19 protein-coding genes are annotated in these 17,631 nt (G+C 63.6%); 12 read left to right on the top strand and 7 right to left on the bottom strand.

Annotation, left to right across the window (positions count from 1 at the left end; genetic code table 11):
- Positions 1 to 198: 198 nt before the first annotated feature.
- The 10 genes from KIO76_RS22375 to KIO76_RS22420 all read left to right on the top strand — a co-directional run bounded on the left by KIO76_RS22375 (position 199) and on the right by KIO76_RS22420 (position 9,471).
- Positions 199 to 855 (top strand): heme-binding protein, encoded by a 657-nt coding sequence (locus KIO76_RS22375; RefSeq protein ID WP_349629422.1) that lies wholly within the window; start codon positions 199 to 201, stop codon positions 853 to 855.
- Entirely contained in the window at positions 852 to 2,714 is a 1,863-nt protein-coding gene (locus tag KIO76_RS22380; protein WP_213325805.1) for a methanol/ethanol family PQQ-dependent dehydrogenase, read from the top strand. Before KIO76_RS22375 ends, KIO76_RS22380 begins: the two co-directional genes overlap by 4 nt.
- Before the next feature lie 46 nt (positions 2,715 to 2,760).
- Positions 2,761 to 3,567 carry a substrate-binding domain-containing protein gene (locus KIO76_RS22385; protein WP_213325806.1) on the top strand — a complete coding sequence of 269 codons (807 nt, stop codon included), beginning with the start codon at positions 2,761 to 2,763 and terminating at the stop codon, positions 3,565 to 3,567.
- Positions 3,564 to 4,097 (top strand): c-type cytochrome, encoded by a 534-nt coding sequence (locus KIO76_RS22390; RefSeq protein ID WP_213325807.1) that lies wholly within the window; start codon positions 3,564 to 3,566, stop codon positions 4,095 to 4,097. Before KIO76_RS22385 ends, KIO76_RS22390 begins: the two co-directional genes overlap by 4 nt.
- Positions 4,094 to 5,101 (top strand): cytochrome c oxidase subunit II, encoded by a 1,008-nt coding sequence (coxB, locus tag KIO76_RS22395; RefSeq protein WP_213325808.1) that lies wholly within the window; start codon positions 4,094 to 4,096, stop codon positions 5,099 to 5,101. The genes KIO76_RS22390 and coxB overlap by 4 nt, the downstream gene beginning before the upstream one ends.
- Positions 5,098 to 7,023 (top strand): cytochrome c oxidase subunit I, encoded by a 1,926-nt coding sequence (ctaD, locus tag KIO76_RS22400; protein WP_213325809.1) that lies wholly within the window; start codon positions 5,098 to 5,100, stop codon positions 7,021 to 7,023. The genes coxB and ctaD overlap by 4 nt, the downstream gene beginning before the upstream one ends.
- Entirely contained in the window at positions 7,020 to 7,622 is a 603-nt protein-coding gene (locus tag KIO76_RS22405) for a cytochrome c oxidase subunit 3 (RefSeq protein ID WP_213325810.1), read from the top strand. Before ctaD ends, KIO76_RS22405 begins: the two co-directional genes overlap by 4 nt.
- Before the next feature lies 1 nt (position 7,623).
- Positions 7,624 to 7,965, top strand: a complete 342-nt coding sequence (locus KIO76_RS22410) for a hypothetical protein (protein ID WP_213325811.1) — start codon at positions 7,624 to 7,626, stop codon at positions 7,963 to 7,965.
- Positions 7,962 to 8,870 (top strand): cytochrome c oxidase assembly protein, encoded by a 909-nt coding sequence (locus KIO76_RS22415; RefSeq protein ID WP_213325812.1) that lies wholly within the window; start codon positions 7,962 to 7,964, stop codon positions 8,868 to 8,870. Before KIO76_RS22410 ends, KIO76_RS22415 begins: the two co-directional genes overlap by 4 nt.
- A gap of 229 nt (positions 8,871 to 9,099) precedes the next feature.
- Positions 9,100 to 9,471 (top strand): c-type cytochrome, encoded by a 372-nt coding sequence (locus tag KIO76_RS22420; protein WP_213325813.1) that lies wholly within the window; start codon positions 9,100 to 9,102, stop codon positions 9,469 to 9,471.
- Between the two features lie 49 nt (positions 9,472 to 9,520).
- Here KIO76_RS22420 and KIO76_RS22425 read toward each other — a convergent pair whose 3' ends face one another.
- Genes KIO76_RS22425 through KIO76_RS22455 form a run of 7 tightly spaced genes read right to left on the bottom strand, consistent with a single transcriptional unit; the run spans position 9,521 to position 15,606 of the window.
- Complete coding sequence (locus tag KIO76_RS22425) at positions 9,521 to 10,324, bottom strand: lanthanide ABC transporter permease protein PedC (RefSeq protein WP_213325814.1); 804 nt, start codon at positions 10,322 to 10,324, stop codon at positions 9,521 to 9,523.
- A complete protein-coding gene (locus tag KIO76_RS22430; protein WP_213325815.1) occupies positions 10,321 to 11,046 on the bottom strand; it encodes a lanthanide ABC transporter ATP-binding protein PedB/LutE in 726 nt (241 codons plus the stop codon). The genes KIO76_RS22425 and KIO76_RS22430 overlap by 4 nt, the downstream gene beginning before the upstream one ends.
- Positions 11,043 to 12,008, bottom strand: a complete 966-nt coding sequence (locus tag KIO76_RS22435) for a PQQ-dependent catabolism-associated beta-propeller protein (RefSeq protein WP_213325816.1) — start codon at positions 12,006 to 12,008, stop codon at positions 11,043 to 11,045. Before KIO76_RS22435 ends, KIO76_RS22430 begins: the two co-directional genes overlap by 4 nt.
- Positions 11,996 to 13,168: a lanthanide ABC transporter ABC transporter substrate-binding protein PedA1 gene (locus KIO76_RS22440; RefSeq protein WP_213325817.1), complete on the bottom strand. Its 1,173-nt coding sequence runs from the start codon at positions 13,166 to 13,168 to the stop codon at positions 11,996 to 11,998. Before KIO76_RS22440 ends, KIO76_RS22435 begins: the two co-directional genes overlap by 13 nt.
- A gap of 10 nt (positions 13,169 to 13,178) precedes the next feature.
- The gene (locus KIO76_RS22445) at positions 13,179 to 13,865 is read right to left on the bottom strand and encodes an ABC transporter ATP-binding protein (RefSeq protein ID WP_213325818.1); all 687 of its coding nucleotides are present in this window, start codon (positions 13,863 to 13,865) and stop codon (positions 13,179 to 13,181) included.
- Positions 13,865 to 14,638, bottom strand: a complete 774-nt coding sequence (locus KIO76_RS22450; protein ID WP_213325819.1) for an ABC transporter permease — start codon at positions 14,636 to 14,638, stop codon at positions 13,865 to 13,867. The genes KIO76_RS22445 and KIO76_RS22450 overlap by 1 nt, the downstream gene beginning before the upstream one ends.
- A complete protein-coding gene (locus KIO76_RS22455) occupies positions 14,635 to 15,606 on the bottom strand; it encodes an ABC transporter substrate-binding protein (protein WP_213325820.1) in 972 nt (323 codons plus the stop codon). The genes KIO76_RS22450 and KIO76_RS22455 overlap by 4 nt, the downstream gene beginning before the upstream one ends.
- Positions 15,607 to 15,928: 322 nt before the next feature.
- On the opposite strand from KIO76_RS22455, the gene KIO76_RS22460 reads away from it, so the two are divergent.
- Positions 15,929 to 17,032 carry an inositol-3-phosphate synthase gene (locus KIO76_RS22460; protein WP_213325821.1) on the top strand — a complete coding sequence of 368 codons (1,104 nt, stop codon included), beginning with the start codon at positions 15,929 to 15,931 and terminating at the stop codon, positions 17,030 to 17,032.
- Positions 17,029 to 17,625: a histidine phosphatase family protein gene (locus KIO76_RS22465; protein WP_213325822.1), complete on the top strand. Its 597-nt coding sequence runs from the start codon at positions 17,029 to 17,031 to the stop codon at positions 17,623 to 17,625. The genes KIO76_RS22460 and KIO76_RS22465 overlap by 4 nt, the downstream gene beginning before the upstream one ends.
- Positions 17,626 to 17,631: the final 6 nt, after the last annotated feature.

The following is a 17,631-nucleotide window of genomic DNA, read 5'->3' on the forward strand; positions in this document are numbered from 1 at the left end:
TCCCTGCACTGGAACCATTCCTCCAGCTAGCGCTTAATGTTCATCTGAAGGACAGCGAAGATGAATATCGCGCCTTATTCATTCCGGCCCACCCGCGAACATTTTTTATTCGGTATCTGCGCATTCGTAAGCGCCCTCTGCGGGGTGGCCAATGCCGGAGCGCCCTGTCCAGTCCAACATGATCAATTGCTCTCCGCCTTGAAAGCAAGCGTCAAGGCAAGTGGCGGGCCGGTTAATGGCGGCTTCGAAACCCACGAATGGGCGGCGGTCGTCGCGCGGGACGGGGCCTTATGCGCCATAGCCTTCAGTGGACCGACGGTCGACGCGCAGTGGCCCGGCAGCCGCCTCATAGCGGCGGAGAAAGCGAATACCGCCAACGGACTGAGCCTAGCCCAGATGGCGCTGTCAACGGCCAATCTCTACAGCGCTGCGCAGCCGGGTGGCCCCCTTTTTCGTCTCGAACTGACGAATCCTGTCAATGTCGCCGCCGCCTATAGCGGTGATCCCACCGCCTTTGGAACAGCCAATGACCCCCTGGTCGGGAAGCCGATCGGCGGGATTGTCGTCTTCGGAGGAGGCCTTGCGCTCTACGACGATAGGGGCATCGTCGGTGGATTAGGAGTAAGCGGGGATTCCTCCTGCGCCGACCATAACATCGGCTGGCGAATTCGGGCCGCGCTCGGCCTCGACAAAGTGCCCGCCGGAGTAAACCCGCAAAGAAAAGACGCGATCGTCTATGACATTGACCCCAACGGGAAGAGCGCCTCCGGATGGGGCCATCCGAAATGCGCCGGGCGTGAGGCCGATATCGCATCCGAGCTTGGAGCCGGCGTCGGAGGCTCGATGCGCCAATGAGACAAGGGCCGTTCGGCGCACCTCACGTGTCAGGGGCAAGGCCTGCTCGCCCTGGGAGGAGGATCTTGTCCCTGCTTGCGACTAGCGTGCTCTGCCTTGCGCCGCTTCCTGCTGGCCTTGCCCAGCCGCAAGCCCCCCCGATCGTACCGCCTGTTTCCGCGGCGGCACCGGACGATGGCCAATGGATCATGCCCGCGAAGAACTACGCCTCGACGCGCTACAGCGAGTTGAGTGAGATCAACCAAGAGAACGTCAAGGGCCTGCAGGTCGCTTTCACCTTTTCAACCGGCGTCAACAAGGGCCACGAGGCGGCTCCGCTCGTCGTCGGCAGCACGATGTATATCGTCACGCCCTATCCGAACATTCTCTACGCCCTCGATCTCGCAAAGCCGGGCGCGCCGTTGAAATGGAAGTTCGAGCCCAAGCCGGAGCCCGCCTCCCAGGGCGTGGCCTGCTGCGATGTCGTCAACAGGGGCGCCGCCTATTCCAACGGGCGGGTCGTCTTCAACACGTTGGACGGCCATACCATCGCCGTTGACGTCGAGACCGGCAGCCCCGCCTGGAACACCAAGGTCGGCGACATCAATATCGGCGAGACCATCACGATGGCGCCACTCGTGGTGAAGGACAAGGTCCTCGTCGGAAACTCGGGAGGCGAGCTCGGCGTTCGCGGCTGGGTGAAGGCGCTCGATATCAGCGATGGCCATATCGTATGGACGGCTTATAGCACCGGTCCCGACAAGGACGTCCTCATCGGCCCGGACTTCAAGCCGTTCTATGACAGCGACAAAGGTGCGGACCTCGGGGTGACGAGTTGGCCCCCGGGAGCATGGCAGATCGGTGGCGGCAACATGTGGGGCTGGATTTCCTATGATCCGGACCTTGATCTCATCTATCACGGCACAGGCAATCCTGGCCCTTGGAATCCGGACCTGCGGCCTGGCGACAACAAATGGACCGCCGGCATTTTTGCCCGCAGTCCCGACACCGGGGCGGCGCGCTGGTTTTACCAGTGGACGCCGCATGATCAGCACGACTACGACGGCATCAATGAGCAGGTGCTGCTCGACATGACCTGGAAGGGCGAGGCGCGCAAGGTGTTGGTGCGCCCCGAGCGAAACGGCTACCTCTACGTGCTCGATCGCACGAGTGGAGAAGTGCTGTCGGCCAAGCCCTTCGGAGCGGTCAATTCGAGCAACGGGGTCGATCTGAAGACAGGGCGCTTGATCGTCAATCCGGAGAAGGAAACCGGCACCGGAAAGGTGGTGCGCAACATCTGCCCTACCGCCTCGGGCGCCAAGGACTGGCAACCGTCGGCCTTTTCTCCGCGCACGGGGCTTCTCTACATCCCTCATAACAATCTGTGCATGGACGAACAGGGCGTGGAGGTGAACTACATCGCCGGCACGCCCTATGTCGGCATGAATGTGCGCATGATCCCGGGGCCGGGCGGCCATCGCGGCGAATTCACGGCTTGGGATATCGCCAACGAGCGGCCCGCTTGGAAGATCAAGGAAAACTTTCCAGTCTGGAGCGGGGCGCTGGTGACGGCCGGCGACGTCGTCTTTTACGGCACGATGGAAGGCTGGTTCAAGGCGGTAAGCGCCACGACCGGCGACCTGTTATGGCAGTTCAAAACCTCGTCAGGGATAATCGCCCAGCCGATCTCCTATCGCGGGCCCGACGGGCATCAATATATTGCAGTGCTGTCGGGCGTCGGCGGATGGGCCGGGGCGGTGGTCGCGGGCGACCTCGATCCCAATGACGCGACCGCCGCGCTCGGCTTCGCCAACGCGATGAAGGATCTGAAGGACGTTACGACAGCCGGGGGAGCACTTTATGTGTTCAGGCTTCCCTGAAGACAAGTCCAAGGTGAGACCTCCACTCAGCGGCCGTGGGGTCAGCATGCGGTCGCTTCTCACCGCCGTCCTGCTTCTTGCAGGCCTGAGCGCTACTGCAGCGGCGCGGGAATTGCGGGTTTGCGCGGACCCGAACAACTTGCCCTTCTCGAACGAGCGCCAAGAGGGTTTCGAAAACAAGATCGTCGACATCATCGCCGAGGAATTGGGAGCGAAGGTGTCCTATGTCTGGTGGGCCCAGCGGCGAGGCTTCATCCGCAACACCCTGAAGGCGGGACTTTGCGACCTCGTGCCGGGAACGCCCGCCAATCTGGAAATGCTGCGTACCACCGCGCCGTATTATCGGTCGAGCTATGTCTTTGTGACCCGCCAGGGCGGCCCCGACATCACGTCCTTCAACGATCCTCGCCTGAGAAACCTTACCATCGGCGTCCAGATGATCGGCGATGACGGGGCAAACTCGCCTCCGGTCGCCGCCTTGGCGCGCCGCGGCATCGTCGGCCACCTGCGCGGTTTTCCGGTCTATGGCGATTATTCCACACCAAATCCGCCGTCCGCCGTCATCGATGCGTTAGCTCGCAGTGAGATCGATCTTGCCATCGTCTGGGGTCCCCTGGCGGGCTACTTCGCGGCGCACGCGGCGACACCGCTCAGACTGACGCCGGTGTCGCCGCGCATCGATGGCCCGCTCTTGCCCATGGTCTACGACATATCAATGGGCGTGCGCCGCGAGGACGTCGCCTTCCGCGACGAAGTCGACGCGGCGCTGGCCAAGCACCGCTCAGAGATCGACGCGCTGCTCGCCGCCTATGGTGTCCCGCGCCTCGACCATGCCAAGGCCGCTTCGCGATGATCCGGCGCGCGGCCCTCGTTCTCGCCTGCGCGAGCATTCTGCTCGCCGGGTGCCAGCGTGAGGAACGCGAGACCCGCCCCGACCCTGCGTTGGGCAGTGGTGATGAGCCAACGCCCGTGACCGTCCTCGCCCCGGGGGGTGAGAGGCCCGCGACCTCCCATCCAAAGGCTGCGTTTGAAGCGAATGCCTTTCACCTCAGCGAAGGCAAGCGCTTGTTCGACTGGTTCAACTGCTCGGGCTGCCATGCCAACGGAGGCGGAGGCATGGGGCCGGCGCTGATGGACGACAAATGGATCTACGGCAGCTCGATCGAGAATATTCACGCCACCATTCGCGACGGCCGTCCCAACGGCATGCCGTCCTTCCGCGACCGGGTGCCGGATGACCAGATCTGGGAACTTGCCGCTTTCGTACGTTCCCTCTCTGGGCTTGCATCGAAGGCTGCAGCGCCCGGCCGAAACGACGCCATGATGCCGCATCCTTCAGAAAACCGGCTCCCCGATGCCGCGAGCTTGGGACGCTCGCCATGAAAAGGCCTGCGCTCGTGCTAGCGATGCTGGCGCTGGCGCTTGCCGGCTGCAACGACTTGCAATCAGCGCTCTCTCCCCACGGACCCGCAGCCGACGAGCTTACCCGGCTGATCTGGTTATTCACGGCCATCTGCGCCGTCGTGTGGGCGCTGGTGATGATCGTGCTCATGGTCGCCCTGTCGCGAACCCGGCCGGAGCGGGCCGATCCCCTCGCGCTCCCTGCCGGTCAGGAGCGCGCCGCCATGCGCGCCGTCATCGCCGCGGCCGGGGTCACGGCTGTCGTGATGGTCTCGCTCACCGTGCTCAGTTTCTTCGCTAACCGAACGCTGGCGAGCATTGGCGCGAACGCCATGCTCACGATCCGGGTGATCGGTCACCAGTGGTGGTGGGAAGTGCGTTACGAGAATGCGCAACCGAGCCAGACGATGACCACGGCCAACGAGATCCACATCCCGGCCGGCGAGCCGGTTAAACTCGTGCTGCAGTCCGATGATGTCATCCATTCGTTCTGGGTGCCTGCGCTGCACGGCAAGCTCGACCTCGTCCCCGGTATGATCAACACGCTGACGCTCAAGGCCGACAAGCCCGGTGTCTACCGCGGCCAATGCGCCGAATTCTGCGGCATGCAGCATGCGCATATGGCGCTTCTGGTGGTGGCCGAGCCGCGGCCGGCGTTCGAAGGATGGTATGCTGCCCAGCTTAAGGACGCTGCGGAGCCCATCTCGGCTGAGCAGCGTAGCGGTCGCACGCTCTTCCTGAGCAAGTCCTGCGTGATGTGTCATCGCATCCAGGGCACGCCGGCCGGGGCAACAAGCGGCCCTGATCTGACCCATCTCGGCAGCCGGACGACGCTTGCCGCGGGGACGCTGCCCCTCAGCCATGGAAATCTCGCGGCGTGGATCGCCGATCCGCAAGGCGTCAAGCCGGGCGCCAAGATGCCCGTCACGGATCTCAGCGGCGATGAGCTGAACGCCATCGTGGCTTATCTCGAGAGTCTCAAATGAGCAGCGCCGGCACAGTTCCAACCGAGCGGCAGCGCCTCCGTGATACCGATCTCGACCGCGCGAGCCTAGAGCGGTGGCTGGCGCGGACCTGGACGACGCCCCGGGGGCTTGTCGGCGCGCTCTCCGCCGTCGATCACAAGGTCATCGCGCGCCGCTATCTGTTGACGGCGTTCGCCTTTCTCTGCCTGGGCGGGCTCAGCGCCGTCGCAATGCGCATCCAGCTCTCGGGCCCGGAGCGTGGTTTGATTGGACCCGATCTCTACAATCAGCTTTTCACCATGCACGGGGTCACGATGATGTTCCTGTTCGCCGTGCCAATTGTGCAGGCGACGGGGGTCTATCTCGTGCCGCTGATGGTCGGCACCCGTAACATGGCGTTTCCACGCCTCACCGCCTTCAGCTTCTGGATCTATCTGTCGGGTGGACTATTTGCCTGGGTTTCCTTTGCGCTCAACATGGGGCCGGATATCGGCTGGTTCGGCTATGTCCCGCTTTCCGGCCCGGAATTTGGGCCGGGCAAGCGTGCCGATGTGTGGGCGCAGATGATTACCTATACGGAGGTGTCGTCGCTCGCAGTGGCGGTCGCCACCATCGTGACCATCTTCAAGCAGCGCGCGCCGGGCCTGTCGCTCGACCGGATTCCTCTTTACGTCTGGGCGATGCTGGTGACCTCCTTTGTCGTGGTCTTCGCCATGCCAGCGGTCATGATCGCGTCGACCTTCCTCATCCTCGACAGGCTGGTCGGCACCCATATCTTCAATCCCGCCGAAGGCGGGGACACACTGCTCTTCCAGCATCTGTTTTGGTTCTTTGGGCACCCCGAAGTCTACATCATCTTTCTTCCGGCAACCGGCATGGTATCGGCTATCATTCCGGCATTCGCACGCCGCCCCATGTTTGGCTATCTGGCTCTTGTCCTCTCGCTGATCGCCGTCGGCATTCTGTCGTTCGGCCTGTGGGTCCACCACATGTTCGCGACGGGGTTGCCGAAGCTCGGCGCGAGCTTCTTCACGGCGTCCAGCATGCTCATCGCCCTTCCCAACGGCCTGCAGATCTTTTGCTGGCTCGCGACCCTTTGGGAGGGGAGGCCGGTCATGAAGACCCCTCTTCTTTTTGTTTTCGGCTTCTTCTTCATCTTCGTGGCCGGCGGCCTGACCGGCGTGATGCTCGCCTCCGTGCCGCTCGATCTTCAAGTTCACGACACCTATTTCGTCGTGGCTCACTTCCATTATGTGCTGATCGGGGGCTCGGTCTTCCCGCTCTTGGGCGCGGCCTATTTCTGGTTCCCGAAGCTGACCGGACGCATGATGAGTGAACGGCTTGGCCGCTGGCATTTCTGGCTTGCCTTCATCGGCTTCAATGCAGCGTTCTTCCCCATGCACATCGTCGGGCTCCAGGGCATGCCGCGGCGCGTCTACACCTATCCTTCGGAATTGGGCTGGGGGAACATCAACCTGTTCATAACCGTCGGGGCGGTGGCGTTCTTCCTGAGTTTCGTGCTGTTTGCCGCCAATCTCCTGCGGAGCGCAAGCAAAGGCGAGCCTGCAGGAGACAACCCTTGGAGCGCCGGAACGCTGGAATGGGCGACGGCGTCGCCACCGCCGAGTTATAATTTCGCGAGAATTCCGGTCGTCACTCATAGGGAGCCGCTGTGGGCCGACCGTGAGACGCTCCCGGTTGCTTCAGGCCTGCGCGTAGACGTCCGAGAACTCCTGATTTCCACCATCGCCGAAGCAAAGCCCGACATCCGCGAAAAGTCGGCGACACCGTCCATCTGGCCGCTCTTTGCGGCGATCGCTGTCGGCGGGACGTTCCTCTATTCAATTTTCACGCCTTGGGCCGTGATCTGGGGAGCACTCCCCATTGCCGTGGCGCTGATCGGCTGGTTCTGGCCGAAGGGAAGCCCGGAGGACGAGGAATGAAGCAGCGCACGGTCATCGACCTGTCTGATCTGCCTTCATACGGCTTCGGCCCACGCAGCCCCACGTGGTGGGGCACGCTCGCCTTCATGGCTTTGGAAGGCACGGGTTTCGCCCTAGCCGCAGGCAGCTATCTCTACCTCGTCTATATCGCGCCATCCTGGCCGCTGAGCCGGCCAGCGCCCAACCATTGGCCCGGCACCATCATTACGCTGCTGCTTCTCGCAAGCCTCATCCCGAACCACCTTCTCGAGCGGCACGCGAAGCGATGCGAGATGCGGCAGGTGCGCCTTGGGCTCCTCGTCATGTGCGCTTTCGGCATACTCCCGCTCGTCGTGCGCTATTTCGAATTCCCGGCGCTGAACATCCTGTGGGACACCAATGCTTATGGCTCGATGCTCTGGGTGCTGCTTGGCCTGCATACCACGCATCTTCTAACCGATGTGGGCGACACCATCGTGCTCACGGCGCTGATGTTCACGCGCCATGGCCACAGCGGCCGACGCTTCAGCGATGTCGAGGACAATGTCTTCTACTGGGATTTCGTCGTCCTGACGTGGCTGCCGATCTACGTGCTGATCTACTGGGTGCCGAGGCTCTGAGATGCGCGCATTTCAGATGGGAACATCTTGGGGCGGGCTGCTCGCCGGGCCTTGCGCATGGGCCATTTCCACGCAGCTCAACTACGCGCTCGTCGAATGGCAATGCGCAACCCGCTTTCCAGTCATCCCCATCAATGCGCTGGGGCTGACCCTGATTGCTCTGGCGGGGGGAGCCCTCTCCTGGCGTGCCTGGCGAAAGGGCGGGGCGGCGTTCAAGCCGGAACGCGCGCTGAGCACGGAACGTTTCGTCTCCATGATCGGGATGCTGACCGCCGTGCTCTTCGCGGCCGTCATCCTCATGCAGGGAGTGGCGGCCCTCATTCTGGACGAGTGTACGCGATGACCGTCTATGCAGGACCATGGAGCTGGCTCTTCGACGCCTCGATCTGCTTTGGTGCGACCCCCGAGGCAACCTGGGCGGTCGGGCCGGCTATCGTTCTCCCGCTTCTCCTCGTGATCCTCGTTTATGGCAGCGGCGCCATGCGATTGTGGCGTCGCAGCGCCCGCGGCCGGCCCGAAAGGCTGCGTCAGGCCGGGCTCTTCGTCGCCGGCTGGGCGACCCTTGTCTTCGCCCTCGTCAGCCCGCTCCATTGGCTCAGCCAGCATTTGTTTACCGCTCATATGATCGAGCATGAACTGATGATGGCCGTGGCCGCGCCGCTGATCGCGGCCTCTGCACCCGGCGCCGCGCTGATGTGGGCCTTGCCCCGAGGCTGGCGATCGGCAGGCGGACATATGCTGCGGGTGAAATGGCTTGGCGCCATTTGGCGCTTCGTCTCGCGTGGTGGGATCGCCACTATTCTGCATGGCGTCGCGATCTGGATCTGGCATGTGCCGGGCCTGTTCGAGGCCGCACTGCGCGAAGGCCCACTTCACTATCTCCAGCACGCCAGTTTCCTGGGCACCGGCCTCCTGTTCTGGTGGGTCGTGCTGCCACACCGCGGCCATGACCAGCGCCTGGGCGCATCGGTGATGCATCTTTTCCTGACCTCGCTGCACACGACGCTTCTCGGTGTGCTCCTCGTTCTGTCACCGCGCCTGTGGTACCCGGCCAATACAACGCTGTCCGAACTCTGGTGGCTGACGCCGCTGGAGGATCAGCAGCTCGCGGGGCTGGTGATGTGGGTGCCGGCCGGGCTCGTCTATGGCGCCGCCGCGCTGTGGCTTGCCGCCCTGTGGATCAGGGAAAGCGGCAGGGCGCAGCCCGACCCGCCCCACGGAGATACCTATGCGCTCCGCGTCCGCTAGAGTCCTGCCATGGGCGGGCTGTGCCGGAGCCTTTCTTGGCGGATTTGCGCTTGGCGTGATTGGCCGATGGTTGGTGGGGCGATGGCGATCACGACCGGCAAGCCGGCGAGCTCTCACAACAGTCGAGACCGCCCGAGCGCTTGTGCTTTCTAGAGAACGCCTCCTGCCGGCGGCGATCGTGCCGGTTCCCAGCGCCACTTCTCTCAGGCGCGCCCTACTGGTTGCAGCCATGGCGATTGTTGTCGCCGCCGCTCTCATGGCCGGCGCCTGGGCCTATCGCGATAGCGAAAGGCGGCACGCAATCGACGTGGCGACTGGCGGTGTCGGTGGGCGCGCCATTCCCATCATGCGCGCCAACGGCTGCGCAGCGTGCCACACCATTGCCGGCGTACCAGGTGCGAGAGGTCTGGTCGGGCCACGGCTCGACGCGACGCTCTCGTCCCGGATCTATCTCGCCGGGGTGCTGCCGAACAACACGGAGAACATGGTGCGCTGGCTGCGTTCCGCCCGCGCCATTGCTCCCCATACGGCCATGCCGTCCACAGGGATTTCCGAACAGGAGGCGCGGGACGTGGCAGCCTATCTCTACGCCTTGCGATAGGGGCATGCCAGGCGCCAAAAAAAACGGCCTGGGGGTAGGGACCTGCAAGTTAGACATCGCCGCGCCGCGCCCATAAGCCGCGGCCAGGATCATAGCCGTAGACCGCAGCCGCGAAGAAAAGGACGAGACAGCCGACTACCACCACGGATGCTGTGAAATCGAGGCGAAGGTAAAGGGCGAAGCGGATGAGTTCGACCGCGTGGCTGAAGGGGTTTACCGCAGCAATCGTCGAAAGCACGGGACTTGCCTCGGCCAGCCGCCATAGCGGATACAACGCGGTGGACGCGAAGAACATCGGAAAAATAACGAAGTTCATGACGCCCGCGAAATTCTCCATCTGCGTCGAAACCGAAGAGATGAGAAGGCCGAAGGCGCCGAGCATCAGGCCCGCCAAAAGCAACGCCGGCAGGACCGCGACATAGCCCAGGAGCGGCGGACGCACGTCCCAGTAGCGGCACGCGAGCAGGAAGACATAAACCAGCGGCAAACCCACCAGCACACTCGCGAACAGGCGCGCGCCCAGCAGGAACCAGCGGGGCAGCGGCGCGGTCAGCAAGAGCCGCATGCTCCCCATTTCGCGGTCATAGACCATGGCAAGCGAGCTCTGCATGGCGTGGAAGAGCAACATCATCCCCGCCAACCCCGGCACAATGTAGACCTCGTAGAGGATGTAGGTCTGATAAGGCGGGGTGATCGACAGGCCGAGCACCGAGCGGAAACCGGCGGCAAAAATCGCGATCCAGACGAGTGGGCGCACCAGCGCTGACAGGAAGCGGCCGCGCTGCCTAAGGGTACGCATCAGTTCGCGACGCAGAATGGCGCCCATGGCGCGCAGCGCGTGACTTCCCCTCATGGTCTCTCCGTCAGCGCGGCGAAAGCTGCCGGCAAATCGGACGCGCCAAGTTTGAGCGACATATCCGCCGCCGGGCCCGCCCAGCGCACGCGCCCCGCATCAAGCACGATGAGCTGATCATGATCCTCCACTTCTTCCAGAAGATGCGTCGCCCAGAGCACAGCGAGGCCGTGCTCGCTGCAAAGATGACGCACGTGGGACAAGAGCGATCTCCGGCCGGGGATGTCGAGCCCAGTCGTCGGCTCATCCAACAAGAGGAGGCGTGGCTCATGCATGAGCGCGCGCGCGATCTCCACCCGCCGACGCTGACCGCCGGACAATGTGCGCACAAGATCCCGCGCGCGCTCCCGCAGGCCGATACGATCCAGTTCCCTACAGGCGCGGTCTTCGGCAGCTCGTGATGGCAAGCCGTGCAGACCGCCATGGTAGCGCAGGTTTTCAAGAGCCGTGAGGTCGAGATCAAGCGTCGGCTGCTGGAACACCACGCCCATTTCCGCCAGTCCCGCGGCGGGAGTGAGCCGCATGTCGTATCCAAACACTCGGATGCTGCCCTGACGGGCGTGATAGAGGCCCGTGACGAGCGAGAAGAGTGTCGTCTTGCCGGCCCCGTTCCGGCCGAGCAGAATGGTAAAGCCGCCTTCCCCGATGGCGAGCGACACTTGGTGCAGTGCCTCGCGTTTGCCGAAGCTGTGGGAAAGACCTTCGATCAGCAGGGCGGTCATGGGCCAACGACCACACCCCAGGGCCCCCGCCCGACGGGCAGCGACTTGACGACCTCCTGACGATCCAGATCGATGACGGAGATGTCGCCGGAATTGCCGTTGGCGCTGAACAGCCGCTTTTCATCGGCGGACAGTGCGATATGCCAAGGGCGCTGGCCGACGAGATAGAGCTTTGTCACCGCGAGCGACTGGGTGTCGACCTCGGCGACGCGGTTGGCGGGCCCCATGGCAACGTAGAGCTTGCGACCATCTCGGGTCATGGCGAAGCCGACCGCCTGCACGCCCTCGCGGCGGATGCCGGGAACGGCGAACGCGATCTTGCCCGCCTCTTCACTTGTGCTGGTATCGATGACGGTGATGGTTCCACGGATTTCCGAGGACACCCAAAGCCGCGAGCCGTCCGGGGAAAAGACGGCTGCGCGCGGCCGCGTGTCGACGAGCACATTGCCTGTCAATTCGAGGGAGGCCGCATCGATGATATGGGCCATGCTGGTGGTTTCGGACGTGCAGGCGACCAGCCGACCGTCCGCGCTGACGGCCATGCCCTCCGGCTCGACGCCGACATCGACGGTACCGATGACCCGGGCGGCTGAGATATCGACCACCGAGACTAGATTGTCGTCCTCATTGGCCACGAAAAGGCGCTTGCCGTCAGGATGGACCACAAAGAATTCGGGGTCGGGGCCGGAGGGCAACTGTCGCGTGACACGGCGGCTCGCCAGGTCGACCACATCGATGCGGTCGTCGTCCCCCACGGCGACAAACAGTGATGTCCTGTCGACCGACAGCGCAAGACCCCGGGGCCGACGGCCAACCTCGATCGTTGCGACGAGCTCCAAGCTGCCGGCGTCCACCACGGTGATGGTATTGTCCTGCTCGTTCGAAATATAGATCGTCTCGGCACGTGCACCCCGCACTGTGGTGAACACCAGTGCCAGAACGAGCATTCTCAAAAGTGGCATTCGCTTTCCTCCTGATCGACGCCCAGCGTGTCGAGAGGTGTGCGCTGGTGCAGGAAGCCGGCCTGCGGCGACGACGAGACGAGAAGCCGCGTGCCCGCAACGAGGATCGGCTGTCGAAGCTGTCCATCCCATGGGCGATAGCTCAGGCCTTGGCCCTTGAAGCCGGCGAGAAGGAAATCGCCGCTTCTGATGAAGGCCGCGATGGTGGCCGGATCTGTGGATTTCGTTCGTGTAGCGCCTTCGCCGATACTGCGCACGGCGGCCCAGGCCGCATAATCGAAAGCCGTCATCCGTCGGCCGGCCTGCTTATCAAACCGGCTCTGCAGTTGCGTCGCGCCCCATTGCTCGCTCACCGCGCTCCAGCCCGTCGCAACCAAGCCTTGCGTGCCCGCAACGGGGCGCGGGCGCGCCGTGCGGCCCTCCAGATAGGCGCCGAATTCATCGCTTTCATCGGCAACGACGAGGACGTCATAGTCGCCGACCTGCGTAGCGGCCGGAATTTCGGTCTGCAGGGTCACATGGCCAGTGTCGGCGCGCCCATGGGCCGGCCGAAAGGTCCAGGCCCGATCTGCAACAATCTCGGCGCCGAAGCGCGTCGCCGCGCGTCGGAAGGCGACGGCAAGGCTCTGGTCCGGCGGATGCTGGCCGACAAGCAGGAACCAATGCGACCATCGCTTCCAGATGAGATACTGGGCAAGCGCATCGGCCAGCATCGTCCTGCTCGGGATGGTATGCAGCACGTTCCTGCGGCAGTTCTTGGCGCGCAGCTCATCGTCCGGCGCCCGGCTGTTGAACAGCACCATCTTGGCCGCGTCGGGCGCATCAGCCGCCTTGAGCAGCAGCGTGGCCTCGAGATCGGCCACAACGAAACCCACACCTCGCTTTTTGAAATCGCGCATGACGGCGGCGGGATCATCCCCGGGCTTCAGCACATGCGTCGCGAGTTCGAAATGCTGACGGAGGAATTTTCCGGTCGTATTGTCGTCTGCGACGCCGAGGCGTGCGCCCTGAAGGCCTTCGTCCCAGGCGGTCTGGTCAAGGGGTCCGAGCGGCGACACCGGCGGCCGCTCAACGCCGAGATAGCCGATCACGATACGATCCCCCTGCGCAAGAGAAGGTCCCGCAAATAGCAGCGCAGTGAAGAGTACGATAACCCTCATGCTCGGCTCCCTAGTCAGCCAGGATCCGCCCTGAACGCGATGACGTCTCGCCACCTGCGGTCGCGGCTGTGCAGCGGCCTCCCTTGACGTCGTGCAGAATGCGCGCCGGCGCGCCGTCAAGCAGGATGACGCGGTCGGCAAGTTCCGCCGCCAAGCTGAGCTCATGGGTAACGAGCAGAACCGTCACGCCGCGCGCCGCGATCTCGGTTCGCAGGACGGTTCGCATCACTTCCGCCGTGGCGATATCGAGGGATGCGAAAGGCTCGTCCAGCAAAAGCAATGCCGGATGGATCGCAAGCGCTCTGGCAAGCCCTACCCGCCGCGCCATCCCGAGCGACAATCTTTCGGGGTAGGCCGCCTCGTGGCCGGCAAGCCCGACGGCCGCGATCCAGCGCGACGCTTCTACTTCTCGGCCGGGGATGGCGAGCTCGACATTGCGGCGCACCGACGCCCAAGGCAGCAGTCGCGGTGTCTGGAACATGAAGCCGATTGGCCGGGGCCTGTTCGCGATATCCCCCCGGAAGTCAGGGTCGAGGCCCGCGACAATCGACAGAAGCGTCGATTTCCCGATCCCTGACGGACCGGTTATGGCGCAGACCTGCCCTGGAGACACGTCCAGCCTAAGGTCCGCGATCAGCGGCCGCGACGGCGATCCCGGGGCGGCCGGATAGGACTTCTCATCGATTCTGATCGTCATCACCGGCGCCATGACGTGCAGCGCTTCTCGATACGAGCAAGGATGCCATATTCCAGGATCAGGACAGTGCCGGTGAAAGCAATCGTGTAGACGAGGATATGCGCCACGTCGAAATTCTGGAAAAAGACTTGGAGCTGAAAGCCCACCCCGTCAGAACGCCCGAGCAATTCCGCGACCAGGACGATCTTCCACGTCAATGCGAGGCCGTTCCTCACCGCGACGAGAGCGTAGGGGGCAAGTTGCGGCAGAACGAGATGGCGCGCTCGGACCTTCCAGTCGAAGCTGTACAGCGCGGCCATTTCGCTCAGGTCACGGTCGAGGCGGTTCGCGCCCTCGCGAATGGTCACAGCAATGGTGGGGATCTTGTTGAGGGCAACTGCGACGACAAGAGCAACTTCAGTCAATCCCAGCCAGACGTAGACCAGAATGACTGTGATCAGCGCCGGGATATTCAGCGAAACGAGAACCCAGGGTTTCAGCCAGAGGTCGACGCCCGACCAGCGCCCCGCGACATAGCCGATGGCGGAGCCGACGATCAGGGCAATCGCCAGGCTGAAGCCGACCCGCGCTAAGGTGATGCCGAGATGATGGAAGAGCACACCGTGTAGAGCCTCCTCCCAAAGGAGCTGCGAGACCTCCAGTGGCGCGGGGAACAAACGGCTCCCCGCTAGCGACGCGACAAGCTGCCAAGCCAACACCATGGCGGCGAGCGAAGCGAGCCCGCGCCAACGCGCGCCGACATCGAGGCGGGACGAAAGCAGGGCCAATGTCATGGTGGCGCCGTTGTCCAGAATATCGCTGGATCCAGCGAGCGTGCTTGGCCGACCAGATGTTGACCACCTAGCTCCGCCAGGATCGAGAACAGCTTTGCGGCATCGCCGCGCTCCCGCGCCGTCCAGGAGCCGGGGATGCCGGCTCGGTAGCCGTCCCGCAGACGGGTCTGGATATCGGGATTATCCGTTCCAAGCCGTGGCCCCAGCGCCCGCCATGCATCGTCGGACTGCGCCAATACCGCCTTCGCTGCGCCGAGGCAGGCAGCGAAACGGCCGACCAGGTCGGCATTAGCTTGTGCCCACTCCGCCCGGAAAGCGTAGCCGAGCAACGGCACATCCGGCGAAATGCCGAGCCGCGCCAGCATTTCGGAAACGGTCAGCAGCGGCCGCGCACCCTCCGCCTCGAGACGCGCCGCGAAATTCCAGAAGGTCAGCGCCGCGTCGAGCCGACCGGCCTGGAGTTCATTGGATATGAGCGGTGCTGCGCCGAAGACGGGTTCGGCGAGAAGCCTCATGTCCTGATCGAGCTCCCGTTTCGCGAGCGCCCGCAACAGCAGCCAGTTTTTGTCCAGAGCACCACCGGCTACCCCGAGACGCTTGCCCGCAAGATCAGTGAGTGAACGGATGGGCGATCCGGCCGGAACATCAAGAGTGCCGAGTGCACGCGAATACGGGATTATTGACAGGGCATCGCCCTCGGCCCGTCGGCGCGCCACCCAAACGAGATCGGCCACGATGACGTCGACCGCGCCCGCCAGAAGCGCCACTTTCGCCGCCTCGCCACTCGCGAAGGGTACGACATCCATCGCAAAGCCAAACTCGCGGTCGAGCCTCTGACGACGCGTGATATCCACTTCCCAGCCGGCGGTTCCGAAGCCGAGTACCCCGAACCTCACCCGGCGGAAGGAATCCGCGGCGGGGGTGGGCCAAGCTTTTGACGGAAGCAGGGCTAGGACGGCAACGCCCATGAGCACCGTCCTACGAGGAACGATGTTCCCTGCGCTGTCGAGGGGATAAAGACCTTCCGGACGCATGGTGCTCCCACCCGTTGCGTGAGCAACCCCGCTGGAAAGCAAGTTGTTCCGGCAAATGCGTGCGGCGATTTATTTCATTTGTCCTCATCTGCCGTCGCAGCAATGATCAAGCGCAAGCTTTGCAAGAACTTTTCAGTGGCACGTGCTGTAATTCGGTACGAAGACGCGTGGGATCCTCATTCACGAAGTCACCCCTCGAGGAACAAAGCTGCGCCTGTTTGATTGAACCGGCATATTCGTCCGCACGGAGGAAGACGTGGTTGCAGGAAAGCTCCGTGTCGCCATTGTCGGTGTCGGCAATTGCGCATCATCGCTGGTGCAGGGATTGGCCTATTATCGCGATGCCGACGGCAACGAACCCGTACCCGGCCTCATGCACGCCTCCCTTGGCGGCTATCATGTCAGGGACATCGAAATATCCGCGGCCTTCGACGTCGCCGCTACCAAGGTGGGCCTCGATGTCTCCGAGGCAATTTTCGCCTCGCCCAATAACACCCGGCGATTTTCGGAAGTTCCCCCCTGGGGCGTCGAGGTGCAGCGCGGCATGACCCTCGACGGGATCGGCCGCTATGTCGCCGATGTGGTGCCGGAATCGCCTCGCGCGCCCGTCGATGTCGCGCAGGCTCTGGTCGACAGCGGCACCGACGTCCTCGTGTCCTATCTGCCTGTTGGCTCTCAGCGTGCCAACGAATGGTATATGGAGCAGGCTCTCGAGGCCGGCTGCGGCGTGGTCAACTGCCTGCCGGTCTTCATCGCCTCGCGGCGCGAATGGGCCGAACGTTTTGCCTCCCGCGGCCTGCCGATCATCGGAGATGACATCAAGAGCCAGGTCGGCGCCACCATCGTTCACCGGGTTCTTGCCAATCTTTTCCGCGAGCGCGGCGTGCGCCTCGACCATACCTACCAGCTCAATTTCGGCGGCAATACCGATTTTCAGAACATGCTAGAGCGCGAGCGCCTCACGTCGAAGAAGATCTCGAAAACGCAAGCCGTTACCAGTCAGCTCGATGTGCCCCTGCCCGCAAACGATGTTCATGTGGGCCCGAGCGACTATGTGCCATGGCTTGAAGACCGGAAATGGGCCTATATCCGGTTGGAGGGCACAACCTTCGGCGGCGTCCCGCTGAATGCAGAGGTAAAGCTCGAGGTCTGGGATTCGCCCAATTCAGCCGGGATCGTCATCGACGCCGTGCGTTGCGCCAAGCTCGCGATGGACCGCGGACAGTCCGGCCCCCTGATCGGCCCCTGCAGCTACTTCATGAAGTCACCGCCACAACAGTTCACCGACGACGAAGCCCGTGAGTTGACGCGCCGCTTCATCGGCGGGAGTGACGGCGCGGCGGCGGGTACGGTCGCGTGATAGCCTTCCTGCTGCTACGGCACGCCGCCCATGACAATGTCGGCGCCTTTCTCGCCGGTCGCCGGCCCGGCGTGGAACTCGGGCCAGATGGTCTAGCTCAGGCCCGTCGGCTTGGCGAACGCCTGCGCGGCGAGCGGATCGAGGCGCTTTTCACAAGCCCGCGCGAGCGTGCCCGCCAAACCGCTGCTGCCATCGCGCAGAGCTGCGCCCTTCAGCCCGCCGAGATCATGGACGGCCTCGACGAGATTGATTTTGGCGGCTGGTCGGGCCGCATCTTCGGCGAACTCAATCATGAGCCAAGCTGGCGCAGGTGGAATGAAGCACGCAGTCTGGCAAGCACCCCCGCCGGCGAACGGATGGTGGATGTGCAGGCCCGCGTGCTCGCGGCCATGGAACTCATGGCGAAGGGACGCGAGAACGCCACGCTGGCGCTCGTCAGCCATGCGGATGTGATCAAAGCTGCGGTGATGTATCACCTTGGGCTGCGTATCGACGACTGGTGGCGCATCGACATCGCGCCCGCCTCCATCACACGTCTCGTCATCGACGCCCAAGGCGCGCGGCTCACGGGACTGAACGAACGCGTCGACTGACTCCAA

The organism is Chelatococcus sp. YT9 (genome assembly GCF_018398315.1).
Taxonomy (GTDB): Bacteria; Pseudomonadota; Alphaproteobacteria; order Rhizobiales; family Beijerinckiaceae; genus Chelatococcus.